This is a genomic window from Erythrobacter sp. HL-111 (assembly GCF_900105095.1).
In the GTDB taxonomy this organism is placed as follows: domain Bacteria; phylum Pseudomonadota; class Alphaproteobacteria; order Sphingomonadales; family Sphingomonadaceae; genus Erythrobacter.
The window spans coordinates 315,405-330,457 of the sequence record NZ_LT629743.1; the positions used below are offsets into that span (position 1 = coordinate 315,405).

The window sequence follows — 15,053 nt, forward strand, 5'->3', positions numbered from 1 at the left end:
AAAGACCCCGCTGGCCATGCGGCCGGCGGGGTTTTTTTATGGCTTGCCGCCGGCCGCAACGCTGCCCGGCGCGGGGCGGTCAGGGCGCAAGATCGATTAGCGCGGTCGGCGCCGCCCTGGTCCGCGGGGAAATCTCCCATGACAGCACCTCGCCGGTGGGGGTCGCGTCCGGGCCTTCGTCGGTGTTGTTCGCAAGGATCCGCATCCCGCCTTTCAGCACGAGCGTGAACGTGCCCTCGACCTGGGGGATGTCCGGCATCTGCTGGCCTTCGCCGCCATTCTCCTCGTCTCCCAGCGCCGCGAGCCCGGCCAGCGCGCCCATGTTGCCCATCATGCCGCCCATCATGCCGCCCAATGGATTGTCGTTCTGCGCGGCGAAGGCGGGCGCGTTGATCCGCACCACGTCGTCCTTGCGCAGGATCACCTGGACGAACGGGCCGGACGGCGGGAAATCCTCGATCACCGGGAACAGGAAATCGTGGCCGAGCGAGCCGTCGATCCTGTACCCCACCTCGAACACGCCGTCGCCTTTCGGCACGACCCGTTCCCAGCCTTCGTGGCGCATGAGCAGGGCGGCGAGCTCCTGCGCGGCCTCCGGGTCCGAGGGGTCGATCCCGCCCATGACCGCGGCCATCTGCTGCGCCTTCTCCTTCGCCTCGGCGGCGCGCCGGTCGGCACCGGCATCCCATTCGGCGCGCTGCCCGGCCACCTCCGCAGGGGTGCATTCGCGCTCCTCGAAGCTGCCTTCCACCGTGCATTTCGGCTCGAAGCTCTCGGCCGCGGCACCCATCTGCGAAAGGCTCGACAGGCCGAGGAAGAAGATCTCGCCGTCATAGGTGAAGGTAAACGTGTCGTCGCCGTTCAGCACCAGCGTGCTGTCGAACCTGCCGGGCGCGACGAAACAGCCCGACAGGACCAGCGCAAGCGCCGCGACGAGCGCGGCGGCGAAACGGATCGGCGAATGGCGTGTCATGGTCCGATTCTCCCCCAAAGCGGCGGCACCAGGTTAGACCGCCCGTCCTTCAGCTTCGTGCCGCCGCCGCATAGAGCGCGATCGCGGCGGCGTTCGAGACGTTGAGGCTTTCGATCGCGGAGGAAATCGGCAGCCGGGCGAGCGCGTCGCAATGGGCGGCGACATTCGCGCGCAGACCCTCGCCCTCCGCCCCAAGCACGATGGCGAGCGCGCCCGCGGGCAGGGCCTCGGCGAGCGTTGCCTCGGCCTGCCCCGTCATGCCGATGCGCCAGTATCCCGCCTCGGCCAGGTCGTCGAGCGCGCGGGAGAGGTTGACCACCCGCACCCAGGGCACGGTCTCGAGCGCGCCCGAGGCCGATTTCGCGACCACTCCGCTTTCGGGCGGGGCGTGGCGGTCCTGCGTGACGATCGCGGCGGCATCGAAGGCCGCGGCCGAGCGCAGGATCGCGCCGACATTGTGCGGGTCCGTCACCTGGTCGAGCACGACGATCGGGCGCGCCGCATCGCCGTTCGCGACATCGGCGAGAAAGACGTCGTCCAGCGGCAGGCATTCGAGCACCAGTCCCTGGTGCGGCGCATCCTTGGCGACCAGCCGCGCAAGATCGGCCGCATCGGCGTATTCGACCGGGAAGTCGGGCGGCAGTTCGCCGTCGAGGCTCTCGATCCCCTCGCGCGTTGCCCACAGCTTGCGGTGGTCGCGCACGGGGTTCCTGAGCGCCGCCTCGACCGGGTGGCGGCCCCACAGGCGGACGTGGCCCGCGCTTGCCCGGCCCGAGCCGCGCCCGCCCTTCATGCGACCCGCGCGGCCCCTCAGCGCGCGCTTCTTTTCCTGTTTCGCCATCCGCTGTCCCGTCGATCAAAGCGCAATGCGCTCCCCTGCCAGCAGGGCCATTGACAGGCAAGGCTCGCTTCGCCATTGGGGCGCCTCTCGGCAGCGCGGAAGCCCTTGCTCCGCGTCGCGCCGCCACACGGGGCGGCGATTTCCGGCCGGTGTGGACAGGTGGCCGAGTGGTTAAAGGCAGCAGACTGTAAATCTGCCCGCGCAAGCGTACGCTGGTTCGAATCCAGCCCTGTCCACCACCTTCCCCGGCCCGTTTCCCCTTACGGCCAGCCCAGCCGAGCGGCCAGCGCCGCGGCGTTGGCGAGCAGGGCGGCGGCGACCGCCGCCCGGTCCCAGAAATCGAGCGCGATGCGGTCGGGCGGGGCGATCGCCTTGCCGAACCCGCGCGTTTCGAGCGCGGCGGTCATTGCTCCGCCACGCCGCATGATCGTCAACAGCGCCGGGATGAACAGGCGCGGCACGTTGCGAAGGAACGAGACCGGACGCCGCGCCGAGAGCGTCATGCCCTTCAGCCGCATCGAATCCATCACCTGCGCCAGGTCGCTGAGGCTGAGATAGATCAGCACGAAGGCATAGCCGACCACGAAGGCCGCCCCGTGCGGCAGGCCGAGGCCGCGCAGGCCATCGACCAATTCGTCGATCTCCATGGTCGAGAACAGGGCGACCCCGATCAGGATCGCCGCGATCCAGCCGAGCGAGAGCCGCAGGCCGAACTCGAATTCGGCGTTGAAGGCGAAATCCTTGCCCAGCATCGGTATGACGACGAGCGCGATGATGGTCGGCGAATGGATCAGGAGCATCAGGGCAAGCCAGCCGACCGGCGCGCGCGCCGTCACGGCGATCGCGCCCCCGACCACGACAGCGCCTGCCATCCAGCGCCAGTCGGGCGCGATGTAGATCAGCGCGAGGAACAGCAGGAAGAGCAGCCACTTGACCCGCGGATCGCGGTCCCGCCAGAAGCTGGGGCGGCCGGTGTTGAGGACCGGCACCTTCATCCCGCCGCGCCTTCCGGGCGTGACCGGGCGGCGGCGTGTGCCTCTGCCTGCGTCGGTGCGGGGGCCGCTGCCGGTTCCGGGGGATCGAGGTCGAGCGCCCGCAGCCGCGCCTCCTGTCCGGATGCGAAGGCCTGTTCGGGCGGCCCGGCGTCGTGCAGGCGGCCCTCCTCGATGAACAGGACCCGCGTCGCGATCGCGGCGAGGAAATCGAGATCGTGGTCGAGCACGATCGCCCCGCCGCCGCGCGCGGCGAACTCCGCGATGACCCCGGCGAAGCGCGTGCGCTCGCGCGGGTCGAGCCCGGAAGCGATCTCGTCGAGCACGAGCACCGGCGCGCCGTTCGCGAGCATGGCGGCGGCCTGGGCGATGCGGGCCGTGCCGGGGGGCAGCAGGCCGGGATCGGTGTCGAGCACGTTCTCGAGGCCGAGCTGGCCGGCGAGCTCGGCGATGCGCCGGGGTGCCTCGCCCGGCGCAACGCCCGCCCGCGCGAGGCCGCGTTCGATCTCGGCGCGCAGGTTCGGTTCGCTGAAGAAGGCGCTCGGCGCGTGCAGCACGACCGCGACCCCGCCGCTGTGCCCGGCCGCGGCGCGGGGGAGGCGGATCGACCCCGCCTGCGGCTGGATCAGCCCGCCGACGAGTTTCGCCAGCGTGGTCTTGCCCGCCCCGTTGTGGCCGGCGATGGCCAGCACCTCGCCCGCGGCGCAGGCGAGGTCGGCCCCGCGCCAGACCGGCGTGCCGTCCTCATGCGCGAATTCGATCCCCCGCATCTCCAGCAGGATGTCGCCGGTGCGCGGAGACGGCGCGCGCCGGGGCGGCGGCGGGGCGAGGCCGTGGGCGGCGAGCAGCGCCCCGTCGCCCGCGATGTCGGCCGCCGGCCCGAGCGCGGCGATCCGGCCCTCGGCCAGCACCATCACCCGGTCGGCCCATTCGCGCAGGCGCCCGGCCCGGTTGTCGACCAGCAGCACCGCCCCGCCGGCTTCGGTCACCCGCCCGATCGTCTCGCGCACCCGCGCGAGCCCGCTCGCATCGAGCCCGCCGGCGATCTCGTCGAGGATGAGGACATCGGGCCGTTCGGCGACCGCCGCGGCGAGCGCGACCAGCATCTGCTTGTGGTCCGGCAGTTCCCAGATGTAGCGCTGCGCCTCGTCCTGCGCGATGCCGAGCGCCGCGAGCGCATCGAGCGCGCGCCGCGTCGCCTCGGCGCGGGGCAGGCCGAGATGTTCGAGCGAGGCCTCGACCTCGCCGATCGCCCGGGTGCGCGTCATCATCGCCGCCGGGCTGTCCGAGACATAGCCGATATCGACCGCTTCCCCGCCAAGCCCGACGCGCCCCGCCATCGCGCCCCCGGTCGCGAGCGGGGCGACGCCCGCCATCACCCGGCACAGCGTCGACTTGCCCGCCTGCGAAGCGCCCATCAGGCCAAGCACCTCGCCCGCGCGCAGGTCGAACGAAACGCCGCGCAGGACCGGCGCCGCGCTCGAAGGGTAGCGGAATTCGAGATCCGCGGCCCAGGCGCGCGCATCGGGAGAGGGGGTGAAGCCGCTTTCGTGCCGGGCGAAGGGTTCGACCGCGCGCCGGTCGCCCTTGGCCGGGAAGCCGAGGTAATGCTCGAACCGGCCATGCAGGCGCGGCACGAGGAAATGGGCCGGTATCGCGCCCCAGACGACGCCGTGCAGCAGCGTGTTGCCGAGCGTCGACTGGATGAAGATGCCCATGCTTTCCCCTCCGAACAGCAGGAAGGAGGACGCCTCGATCGCGGCCTGGATGAACGCGCACAGGATCGAGGCGACAAGCACCGCGAGCCGCGTCGGCGGGGCCTTGCCGAACAGCGTGCTGGTCAGCGCGAAGCCGACGAAATAGCCGACGAAGCCGATCGGGTCGTCGAGTTCGTAGCCTTCCATCATGTCGCGCAGGAATTCCCCGAGCGCGACGCCGAGTCCGATCGCGATGCCGACCCGCCCGCCGGGCAGCAGCGCGACGAGGACGATCGGGATGAAGAACGGCTTGCTGTCGATGTCGACCGGGATTTCGGGGATCGCCTCGAGCGGGATCAGGCCGAGGAAGAACAGCACGGTCGTCACCCCGATCATCATGACGAAGCGCGAGGGCGCGAGCGTCTCGCTCTCCGCGTCGGCCCGGCCCGGGGGAGCGCCTGCCGGAGGGGCGGGGGCGGCGGCGCTGGCTGTCATCCCCTGTCTCCCTTCCTATTGGGGATCGAAATATTCGATCGCGAAGGTGATGGGGATGTCGACCTTGGCCTCGTCGCGGCCGAAATTCGCCGGCAGCGGGTCGAGCCGCGGGACGAGCCTGGCGACGCGTTCGATCTCGCGGTCGAGCCGGGCGTGGCCGGTCGAACGCACGATGTCCCAGCTTTTGACCTTGCCGTCGCGCGCGATCGTCACCCGCAGCACGCCGCGCCCTTCCTCGCCGCGGTCGAGCGAGGCGCCGGGGTAGATGATCTTGCTGGTATAGGCGCGGATCGAGATCTCGATGAAGCGGCTGGTCACCTCGGTCACCCGCGGCGGGGGCGGCGGGGGCGGCGCGGGCGGGGGCGGGGGAAGCGGAAGGGGCGGGCCGGTGCCGATCCCGCCCGCGCCCGAACTCGCGCGGCCGTCGCCGCTCGTCGCGCCGGCCACGACGCGCGCTTCCTTCGGCGGGGCGGGCGGGGGTGCGTCCTCGGCGCGCTCGGCGACGACCGGTGCCTCGTCCGCGACCTCGACTTCCTCGGGCGGCGCCTCGAGCCGGCGCGCCGGCCCGCCGAGCGAGACGACCACGCTTTCCTCCGCCGCGGCGAGCACGATCTCCTCGCTCGCCCCGTAGCGCAGTGAATAGAGTGCAAGGGCGAGCGCGGCGCAGGCGATCCCCGCGGCCCAATGCCAGCGCCGCGGGATCGGCGGCGGGCTGGGCGCGATCGCGCTCGACCAGGCCGCCGCGCTCATTCGGCGACCCGCCCCGCGCCGACCGTCAGCAGCACGATATAGGACGCGCCGCCCGCCCGGATGTCCTCCATGATGTCGATCACGTCCTTCGCCTCGGCTCCGCCGTCGGGCTTGAGCTGAATCAGGACCTCGGGCCGGGTGGTGAGGATCTCGCGCACCTCGCCTTCGAGCGCCTCGCGCGGGACAGCGCGGTCGTTGATCGCGATCTCGTCTTCCTCCCCCACCAGGATGACGAGATCCTGCACGTCGCCGCGCATGTCGCTGGTCGAGGCGGTAGGCGTGACCGCGAAGGCGTCCTTGGGCTCGATCGAGCCTGCCAGCATGAAGAAGACGAGCAGGATGAAGACGACATCGATCAGCGGCGTGATGTTGATGAGCTCGCGCTTCGCCTTTTCCCGGGGGAGCCTCACCGGCCTGCCTCTTCCCCGGTGGTGGCGAAGGAGACCGCATAGGCCCCGGCATCGCGGGCGAGCTGGAAGGCGTCGACCGCTTCCTGGATGGTCACGCCGTCCTCGGGCCGGACGAGGAAGGTGCGCCCCGGATCGACCGCGACCAGCGCCTCCACCTCGCGCGCGACGTCCCCGGCACTGGCGGGCTTTCCGTCATAGGCGAGCGTGCCGTCCTCGTTCACCTTGATGACGATCGCGGCAGTCGCGTCCTGCAGCACCTCGCGTTCCTGCGGCGTGTCGATCCCGATCAGCCGGAAGCGCGCGAAATTGGTGGTCAGCATGAAGAAGACGAGCAGGATGAACACCACGTCGATCAGCGGCGTGACGTTGAGCAGCGCGATGTCGGGGCGCTTGCGGCGGAAGATCATGCCGGCTGGGCCGCGAGCTGCGCTTCCGGCCGTTCGCTCGGCGCGTCGACCGGCGCGGCGGCATCGTAGAGCGGGATGGTGAAGACCTGCGTCGCCGCGTCCTCCATCCGCTGCGCCTCGACATCGACGGAACGTTGCAGCCAGGTGAAGAAGACGGCCGCCGGGATCGCGACCGAAAGCCCGGCGGCGGTGGTCAGCAGCGCTTCCCAGATGCCCCCGGCGAGGACGGCGGGTTCGATCCGGTCGCCGACCGTTTCCATCTGCTGGAACGCCTCGATCATGCCGAGCACCGTGCCGAGCAGGCCGAGCAGCGGGGCGATCGTGGCGATCAGGCTGAGAAGGGCAAGGCCGCGCTCCATCGCGTCGAGCTGGGCCTGCGCGACGCGCGTGACCTCCTCGCGCACGACGATGTCGTCCATCAGCGGGTCGGCCTTGCCGCGCACGGCGGCGGCCATGACCTTGGCGACGGGGCTCGGGCGCGGCTCGAGCCCGTCGAGCGCCTTCTTCCAGTGATCGGCCCGCAATTGTTGGACGACCCCGGCGACGAAGCCGTGGCGCCCGACGCCGATGCGGGCGAACTGCACCAGCTTCACGATCGCGACGCCAAGGGCGATCACGGCGAGCGCGGCGAGGATGATGATGATCGGGCCGCCCGCGTCGAAGAATTCGGCCAGTGGCGATGCGGGGGTCGCATGGGCGGGGCTCGCCGCGATGGCGCCCGCTGCGATGGCGGCTCGCTTCGCCGGGAAACGCCTGGACAGCTTGATTATCATCGACACCCCTCCTTGCCCTTGGGCCAGTCTAGGGTGCCTTCGCGATAGATTTGTGACACCCGCGCCGCGATTTGCGACGCATCCGGTCTGGAAACCGCCCGCAAAGGCGCGCCCGATTGCGTCGGGGATGCCGCGGCCCTGCCGGCGCGGGGGATCGTTCCGCGCGCGCGCCGGCAGGGGCCAGGTCAGGCCGCGATGGCTTCGGCGGCCTGCTCTTCCCACGAAAGGCCCGGCAGGTACCGCGCGTCGATCCGCCCGTCCTTGAGCGTGAAGAGGTGGAGCCAGCCATTGTCGAACAGGGCGGCGACGTCGGGGTGGCGTTCGAGGATGTCGATGATCGCCTCGCGCGGGGCCTCGATCAGCACCGACAGGCGCAGCGGCTCGTGGGCGAGCCTTTCGCCGTCGTGGACGCCCTGCCACGGCAGGCCCGGGCGCAGGCGCCCGCTGTTGCCCTCGATCACGCCGATCCCGCCGACGACGTTGTGGATCAGCTTGTTCCCGCCGCCGAACACGTCGGGGGCGACCGAGGAGCCGTAATACTGGAGGCTGATCCAGCTCGCCACCACCACGGGCGCGGTGATGATCAGTTCGAGCGTCGCGAAGCCTTCGTCGGCCTGCCAGTCGTAGCTGTGGAGGAAGGCCCGCCCGCCGAGGTCGCGGCCCGTGGTCGCCTCGCGCGGGGCGGCGATGAAGGCGGCGCACCCGGCAAGGCCCCATTCCGGGCGGATCTCGGCCCAGTTGGCGGCGCGCTGCGGAACGGTGCCGGCCCTGGCGCCCGGCATCCGCAACGCGCGTTCGGCCCGGGTGATCTCGCCCGCCTGGGCGAGCCAGCGGCGCACTTCGGCAAGGTCGCTCTCGCGTCCGGCGGTCTGGCCGTCCTCGTAGATCGTGATCGCGTCGGTCGTCGTGTCGTGCAGCCCGGCGACGAACAGCGTGTCCTCGGGGACCTCGATCCCGCGCTCCTTCAGCCCGGCGCGGGTTTCGGGATCGTTCAGCAGGACCGCGAGCAGGCGGGCCGAAACCTCGCCCGTGTAGCCGCCGCAGGCGCCGCAGTGATAGGCGCTTTCATGCGGGTTGTTGGTGACGTTGCCGCCGTGGCCGAGCAGGAGCACGATCTTGCCGTGCGCTTTCGTGAGGCTCATCGCGCGCAGCACCGCGGCCCCGGTATCGCCCTTGGTCTGCGCGTCGAGCCCGCCGATCACTTCCGGGGTCGGTTCGGGCTTGCCGTTTCCGGCCTTGAGGCCGAGCGCCGAGCGGACGAGCTTGACCGAATAGAGCGGCCCCATCGCCTCGACGAAGGCGAAGGAGGACACCGCCGCCTGCCGGAACCGGCCCCAGGCGCGGCTCGCGCGGGCCGAGATGCGGTCCGCGCGGTCCTGTTCGGGGTCGCCCCGGCTGGTCGTCTCGATCGCCGGGTTGAGCAGCACCGGAAGCCGCGCCTCGAGCGTATCCGAGGCGTGGGAGCGGTGCGCCAGCGGCAGGCCGAAGAAGCCCGCGAAGCCGATCGTTTCGATCCGGCCGTCGACGCTCTCGAGCGCGCGGCGAAACACCTCGGAGCGCACGTCGATGCAGAAGGCGGCCTGGAGGAAGGGCCGCCCGGGCGCCTCGGCCGCGCCGTCGAGCGCGCCGGCGAGCTGACGCTGGTGCGCGCGGTCTGCGGCGTCCTGCAGGATGGCGAGCACGACCTGTTCGGCCGACGGCTCGACCGGCTGGGCATGGGCGGCGATTGTCTCGGCCCAGCGCTCGGCGATGCCGGGAACATGGGCGAGCAGCGCCTCCTCCCAGATCAGCCTGATCGCGAGCAGGTCGGCCATGGTCCGGTCGGTGTCTTCCTTGAGCTCGGCTTGCCACAGCATCCAGCGGGCGTGCTGCGACCACCCGCCGAGGCTCATGAACAGGCGGTGGAAGGCGGTTTCCGCGGCCGCGTCGGTGATGCCGAGCGCTTCGGCGGCGAACAGGATCGCGCGGTCGGCGGTGTCGGGCGCTTCGGCGACATGGGCGCAGAAGCCCTTGAGCCCCGCGATCTCCGGGATCAGGTCATGCATCGCCCAGGCGCGCCAGGCGGCGAAGGCATCGGTGCCCGGGGTCGGCGTCCACAGCGCCTGACCGCGGTCGAAATGGCCCGCCGCCCACAGGCCGAAGGTCTTGTCGATCACCGAAGGCCAGTCCGTCCCGGTCGCCTCGGCCGCAAGGTCGGCGACAGTCGGCAGGGCGCGCGGTTCCGGGGAAGTCTCGGCATTGCCCGCGGCGACCTTCAGCGCGGAGGTGCTGTTGGGCTTGAGGGGCGAGGTCGAGGCCGCCAGCGCGGCTTCGAGGTCGGCCTCGGTAATGCGCCCGGCGCGGATCGCGGCGGTGTACTCGCCCGCGGCCTGCGTCGCGCGGCACCCGCCCACCCGGGCGAGCCGGGCGGCGGCCGTGGCGAGATCCTCCCCGGTCTGGCCGAGGAAGGGATTGACCGCGACCGTCGCATCCAGCGGGAAGGCCGGGGGGATCGCCCGCGCCGCGGCTTCGGCGGCTTCGAGCACCTTGGAAAGCCGGACCGGGGTGATCTGGGACTGGTTCAGGAACATGGCGTGTCTCCGGTGAAATCAGGGTGTGCGGGCGGTCAGTTCGACCGGGCGATGCGGAAGCCGCCGATCGCCCGGTCGAGCAGCGCGTTCATGTAGAGCCCGTTCGCAAGGTGGACGCGCAGGCCGGCGGTCGAGGGGTGGTGCGCCCATTGCGGAAACAGCGCCTGCGCGAAGGCCACCACGCCGAAGGAGACGACCGCGACCACGATCAGCGCCCATTCGAGATCGCCCGGAACCGGCGCGTCGGGAAGCAGCGAACCCCATGCCGCTTCCGAAAGGACGTGGAAGGCGAAATAGGCGATCGCGGTGGCGAGCGAGGCCATCGCCGTGCGCTTGGTCAGTTCCATCGGGGCACGGTCGGCCAGACCCTGGGCGACGAGATAGGCCACCCCGAAGATCAGTATCGTGCCGAGCGCGAGGGCCTGCGTGCTCTTGGGGCCGAAGGTCGCCGTGAAGAGCCCGGCGATGCCGACATAGAGCAGGATGGCAAGGCCGAAGCTCTTCAGCACCGCGCCGAGATCGGCCGGGGCGACCGGGCCGGGGCGGCGGATCTTCGCGACCTCCTCGACCGCTCCGCCCGATGCGAGGAAGGCATGGGCCTTGTAGAGCGAGTGCGCGACGATGTGCAGCAGGGCGAGCGTCCACAGGCCGAGCCCGCACTGAAGCAGCATGAAGCCCATCTGCGAGACGGTCGACCAGGCAAGCGCGGTCTTGACCGCGCTCTGGGTCAGCATGACCGCTGCCCCGAACAGGGCGGTGAACCCGCCGAGCATGACGAGCGCGGCCATCGCGCCCGAGCTCGACTGCATCAGTTCGGCATTGGCGATCAGCAGCACGCCGCCCGAATTGATGATGCCCGCATGGAGCAGCGCGGAGACGGGGGTCGGCGCTTCCATCACCTCGGTCAGCCAGCCATGCAGCGGGAAGGCGGCGGTCTTGAGGGCCGCGGCGATGACGATGCAGGCGATCGCGGCGGTCGTGGCAAGGTCTATCTCTCCTGCCCCGGCCAGCGCGCCGAGCGCGGCGAATTCGGTCGTGCCGTGGGTCGCGCCCAGGATCGCTGCGGCCGCGACAAGCATGACGTCGCCGACGTGCCAGACGATCGCGAACTTGGTCGCCGCGCGGTGCGCCTCGCGCCGCTCGGGATAGAACAGCAGCAACCTGCGAAGGGTAAGCCCGACGAGGAAGGTCGCGGTCGCAAGCGTCGCGAGGCTCGCGGCCTGCGCGAACACCAGCACCGCCGCGAGCGTCGCCAGCATCAGGCCGTGGAACGCCCCCTCGCGCGCCTCTCCGTCGAGATAGGTGCGGCTGTAGCGCATCACGATCCAGCCGATGAAGCCGACGAGGCAAGCCATCGTCGCGGACACCGGATCGGCCCGCAGGCCGAAGGCGAACGCCCCTTCGCCCAGCGTCAGCGCGGCGGGCGCGGCGATGATCACCTGCACCAGTCCTCCGACCGTCAGCACGAAGGCGAAAAGCGCGGCGGTTTCGGACAGGCGCGGCACGGCACCCGGGCGCATCCCGCCATTGACGAGCGCGGGCAGCGCAGCCAGCAGCAGGACCAGCGGGGCAAGGAAGGACAGCGGAAGGTCGATCGGCATGGGAGGTCTCCGTTCAAACGTCCGGGCCGGGATAGCGAGGCTCCTTCATTGATAAAATTTCATATTTTCACGGTAAACGTTCTGTTTTATGGAAGTGGGCAATGCTCAATCTCCATCACCTCCGCCTTTTCCGCGCGGTCGCGCGCGAGGGCACGCTGACCGGCGCGGCCCGGGCGCTCAACATCTCGCAATCGGCGGTTTCGACCCAGATCAAGGCGCTCGAGGCCTCGCTCGGCCACGACCTGTTCGAACGGCGCGGGCGCAACCTGGCCCTGACCGAGGCGGGGCGGATTGCGCTCGACCATGCCGACGAGATCTTCCGCGCGGCCGATCATCTCACCGCCACGCTGAAACGCGCCGAAGGCCAGCGCCGGGTGCTGCGGGTCGGCGCGCTGGCGACGCTCAGCCGCAATTTCCAGCTGCAGTTCCTCGCCCCGCTGCTGGGCCGCGACGATGTCGAGGTGGTGCTGCGTTCGGGTACGCAGGGCAGCCTGCTGCGCGCGCTGGAGGCGCTCGCGATCGACGTGGTGCTGACCAATCTCCAGCCCGCGCGCGACGCGGCGAGCCCCTATCTCGTCACCCGCCTCGCCGAACAGGAGGTGAGCCTCGTTGGCCCGGCCGGATCCTCGCCGCGCGGCGATCTGGCGGAGGTGCTCGCGCAGGAGGCGCTGATCCTGCCGACGCCGGAAACCGCGCTCCGGGCCGGGTTCGACGCGCTGCTCGACCGGATCGGCGTCGTCCCGCGGATCGCCGCCGAGGCCGACGACATGGCGATGCTCCGCCTGCTGGCGCGCAGCGGCGCGGGGGTGGCGGTGATCCCGCCGATCGTGGTGCAGGACGAACTCGCGAACGGCACGCTGGTCGAACTCTTGCGCCTGCCCGAGATCACGGAGGTGTTCTTTGCAGTGACGATCCGGCGGCGCTTTCCCAACCCGCTGCTGGGGGAGGTGATCGACCGGCGCGGGGGCAAGCTCGCGGGGTGATCGCCTACCAGCCCTGCCGGCGCAGGAGCGGGACCATCAGCGCGCGCAGGCTGCGCGCGAAGAAGCCGAGCGCGGCGCGGCGCGCGGGGGCGAGGTGGCGCGCATCGACCGCCATGTATTCGATCACCCCGCGCGCCCCGCGATTGCGCTTGAACGTGCCCGCCCCGGCCGAGCCGTGGAGCCTGAGCCCGCGCTCCATCGCCCATTCGCTGAACAGGTAGCTTGCGATGCGATAGAGCCCTTCCGACTGCGGGCGCGCGGTGTCGTAGCCGAGCAGCGGGACCGTCGCGATCCCGCCCACCGCGCGGATCCCGGCGGCGATCAGGATCGTGCCCTCCGCGTCGCGCGCGAGGCGCCAGGAAAGCAGGCCGCTGTGCGCGCTTTCGGCAATGAAGGAAGGGGTGAAGACCGGATTGATCGAGGAATAGCGTTCGACGTAGAGTCCCCGGTAGAGTTCCGCGATCCGCGCGCAGTCCGCCTCGCCCAGCGTCTCCGGCTCCTCCACCAAGAGGCCCGAACGGCGCAGCGCGCGGCGATCGTTCGCGCAGTTGTTGCGCGGGCGCCAGTCGCGCGCGAGATCGTCGGTCACCCAGATCTGGCGCGCCGGCAGCAGTTCCCACCCGTCCGCCCGCGCCGCTTCGAGGAGGTCGGGGCACGACCACGGATCGAGCGAGCGCAGGATCAGGAAATGATCGGCGAAGCGCTCCGCCAGGACCGCGCGCATCGCGCCGAGCCCGCTGCCGTCCCAGCCGCCGTGGAGATTGGTCGACAGCAGCCAGTTGTCGAGATGCACCGCCCGGTTGATCCGCATCGCGCGCAGGAGGCCGTCCATCACGCCGAGCACGCCGATCGCGCCCCGGCGGCCCCGGGTCATGCCGATGATGTCGATCTCGTCGCGGGCGTAGAGGACATAGGCGCTGTGCGGGCTCGCGACATAGCTCCCACCGTGGCTGCCCTCGTCCACCGTCACCGGCAGGTCGATCGCGCCGTGGCGCAGCAGCATGACGCGCGAGGCCGCGTTGCGGATCATCGCCGGCGTGCCCGCGCGGGCGAAGGCGGCGACATGACGGGCGGCAGGGCTGTCTGCGGCGGCGAGGGCGGCAGGGTCCTCGACCAGCACCGGGCCGCACGGGCCATCGCACGGCGGCGGCCCGACAGGGGAGCTTTCGAGCGTATGACCGGCCGCGCGCATGAACGCGCGCTTGCCTGACCGTTATGCAGCGTTTGTGACGCCCGCCCGTCATTTCGCCGGCGCGGCGGGGTTTTTTGCGCGCCGCGTTCCCCCCGCCCGGGCTTGCGGCCCTTCCGCGCCGGCAGTAAGCCCCGCGGCCTCCAGCTCAGAGGCATTCATGAACGACCCTTCCCCCGCGCTCACCGGGCGCCCCGTCATCTCCTCCACCGGCCTGTTCACCCCGGCCGAATCGATCACCAACGAGGAACTTGTCGAGAGCTTCAACCGCTTCGTCGACCGCCACAACGAGGCGCACGCCGCCGCCATCGCCGCAGGCGAGGTCGAGCCGCTCGCCCATTCCTCGGTCGCCTTCATCGAGAAGGCGAGCGGGATCAAGGCGCGCCACGTCATGGCGAAGGCGCCGATCCTCGATCCCGATATCATGGCCCCGCGCTGGGCCGAGCGGCCCGACGACGAGCTCTCGATCATGGCCGAGATCGGCGTCGCCGCCGCGCGCGAGGCGCTCGAGCGGGCGGGGCGCGCGGCGAAGGACGTGGATGCGGTGCTGTGCGCCGCCTCGAACATGCAGCGGCCCTATCCGGCGATGGCGATCGAGATCCAGCAGGCGCTGGGGATCGAGGGCTTCGGTTTCGACATGAACGTCGCGTGTTCATCGGCCACCTTCGGCATCCAGACCGCGGCCGATTACGTGCGGTCGGGCAATGCGAAGAGCGTGCTGGTGGTGAGCCCCGAAATCACCTCGGGCCATCTCAACTGGCGCGACCGGGACAGCCATTTCATCTTCGGCGACGTCGCGACCGCGGTGCTGGTGGAGGATGCGGCGCTCGCCCCCGCAGGGCACTGGGACATCCTCGGCACGAAGCTCAGGACAGTGTTCTCGAACAACATCCGCAACAATTTCGGTTTCCTGAACCGGGCCCATCCCGACACCGCCGAGGCGCCCGACAAGCTTTTCGTCCAGGAAGGGCGAAAGGTGTTCAAGGAGGTCGTGCCGATGGTCGCGAGCATGATCCTCGAGGAGGCGGAACGGCTCGGCATCGACCCGCACTCGCTCAGGCGCTTGTGGCTGCATCAGGCCAATGCGGGGATGAACCGGCTGATCGCGCACAAGGTGCTCGGCCACGAGGCGAGCGAGGACGAAAGCCCGACCGTGCTCGACACCTACGGCAACACGTCGAGCGCGGGCTCGATCATCGCTTTCCACCTTCACCGCGAGGACATGGCGCCGGGCGACACCGGGCTAGTCTGCAGTTTCGGTGCGGGCTATTCCGCGGGGGCCGTGTTCGTCCGCAAGGCCGCATAGGAGCCCCGCGCGCCGGGCGGAGGGGAGCGCGATCGCTTGCGGGCCGCGCCGGCACACCCTAGATGC

At 70.9% G+C, this 15,053-nt stretch carries 13 protein-coding genes and 1 tRNA gene; 3 read left to right on the forward strand and 11 right to left on the reverse strand.

Annotation, left to right across the window (positions count from 1 at the left end):
• Positions 1 to 79: 79 nt before the first annotated feature.
• Positions 80 to 973, reverse strand: a complete 894-nt coding sequence (locus BLU08_RS01530; protein WP_090194387.1) for a hypothetical protein — start codon at positions 971 to 973, stop codon at positions 80 to 82.
• 49 nt (positions 974 to 1,022) lie between these two features.
• Entirely contained in the window at positions 1,023 to 1,814 is a 792-nt protein-coding gene (locus tag BLU08_RS01535) for an RNA methyltransferase (protein ID WP_090194389.1), read from the reverse strand.
• Positions 1,815 to 1,967: 153 nt separating this feature from the next.
• On the opposite strand from BLU08_RS01535, the gene BLU08_RS01540 reads away from it, so the two are divergent.
• A tRNA-Tyr gene (locus BLU08_RS01540) sits at positions 1,968 to 2,053 on the forward strand.
• A gap of 21 nt (positions 2,054 to 2,074) precedes the next feature.
• Here BLU08_RS01540 and BLU08_RS01545 read toward each other — a convergent pair.
• The 8 genes from BLU08_RS01545 to BLU08_RS01580 form a co-directional block, all read right to left on the reverse strand.
• Positions 2,075 to 2,809 (reverse strand): energy-coupling factor transporter transmembrane protein EcfT, encoded by a 735-nt coding sequence (locus BLU08_RS01545; protein ID WP_090194390.1) that lies wholly within the window; start codon positions 2,807 to 2,809, stop codon positions 2,075 to 2,077.
• Positions 2,806 to 4,998, reverse strand: a complete 2,193-nt coding sequence (locus BLU08_RS01550) for an ABC transporter ATP-binding protein (RefSeq protein ID WP_090194392.1) — start codon at positions 4,996 to 4,998, stop codon at positions 2,806 to 2,808. The genes BLU08_RS01545 and BLU08_RS01550 overlap by 4 nt, the downstream gene beginning before the upstream one ends.
• Before the next feature lie 15 nt (positions 4,999 to 5,013).
• Positions 5,014 to 5,748 carry an energy transducer TonB gene (locus tag BLU08_RS01555; protein ID WP_090194394.1) on the reverse strand — a complete coding sequence of 245 codons (735 nt, stop codon included), beginning with the start codon at positions 5,746 to 5,748 and terminating at the stop codon, positions 5,014 to 5,016.
• Positions 5,745 to 6,158: a biopolymer transporter ExbD gene (locus tag BLU08_RS01560; RefSeq protein ID WP_090194396.1), complete on the reverse strand. Its 414-nt coding sequence runs from the start codon at positions 6,156 to 6,158 to the stop codon at positions 5,745 to 5,747. Before BLU08_RS01560 ends, BLU08_RS01555 begins: the two co-directional genes overlap by 4 nt.
• Complete coding sequence (locus tag BLU08_RS01565; protein WP_090194399.1) at positions 6,155 to 6,565, reverse strand: biopolymer transporter ExbD; 411 nt, start codon at positions 6,563 to 6,565, stop codon at positions 6,155 to 6,157. Before BLU08_RS01565 ends, BLU08_RS01560 begins: the two co-directional genes overlap by 4 nt.
• On the reverse strand, positions 6,562 to 7,338 hold the full coding sequence (locus BLU08_RS01570; RefSeq protein WP_090194401.1) for a MotA/TolQ/ExbB proton channel family protein: 777 nt from the start codon (positions 7,336 to 7,338) through the stop codon (positions 6,562 to 6,564). The genes BLU08_RS01565 and BLU08_RS01570 overlap by 4 nt, the downstream gene beginning before the upstream one ends.
• Before the next feature lie 185 nt (positions 7,339 to 7,523).
• The gene (locus BLU08_RS01575; RefSeq protein ID WP_090194403.1) at positions 7,524 to 9,908 is read right to left on the reverse strand and encodes a YbcC family protein; all 2,385 of its coding nucleotides are present in this window, start codon (positions 9,906 to 9,908) and stop codon (positions 7,524 to 7,526) included.
• 35 nt (positions 9,909 to 9,943) lie between these two features.
• Positions 9,944 to 11,509 carry a proton-conducting transporter membrane subunit gene (locus BLU08_RS01580; protein WP_090194405.1) on the reverse strand — a complete coding sequence of 522 codons (1,566 nt, stop codon included), beginning with the start codon at positions 11,507 to 11,509 and terminating at the stop codon, positions 9,944 to 9,946.
• 101 nt (positions 11,510 to 11,610) lie between these two features.
• Here BLU08_RS01580 and BLU08_RS01585 point away from each other — a divergent pair, with 101 nt between their 5' ends.
• Positions 11,611 to 12,492, forward strand: coding sequence for a LysR family transcriptional regulator (locus tag BLU08_RS01585; RefSeq protein WP_090194407.1), 882 nt, complete (start codon positions 11,611 to 11,613; stop codon positions 12,490 to 12,492).
• Positions 12,493 to 12,496: 4 nt separating this feature from the next.
• On the opposite strand, the gene BLU08_RS01590 is transcribed toward BLU08_RS01585, so the two are convergent.
• Positions 12,497 to 13,684 (reverse strand): hypothetical protein, encoded by a 1,188-nt coding sequence (locus BLU08_RS01590; RefSeq protein WP_090194409.1) that lies wholly within the window; start codon positions 13,682 to 13,684, stop codon positions 12,497 to 12,499.
• 157 nt (positions 13,685 to 13,841) lie between these two features.
• Between BLU08_RS01590 and BLU08_RS01595 the strand changes: the two genes are divergently transcribed.
• Positions 13,842 to 14,987, forward strand: a complete 1,146-nt coding sequence (locus tag BLU08_RS01595) for a beta-ketoacyl-ACP synthase III (protein ID WP_090194411.1) — start codon at positions 13,842 to 13,844, stop codon at positions 14,985 to 14,987.
• Positions 14,988 to 15,053 lie beyond the last annotated feature (66 nt).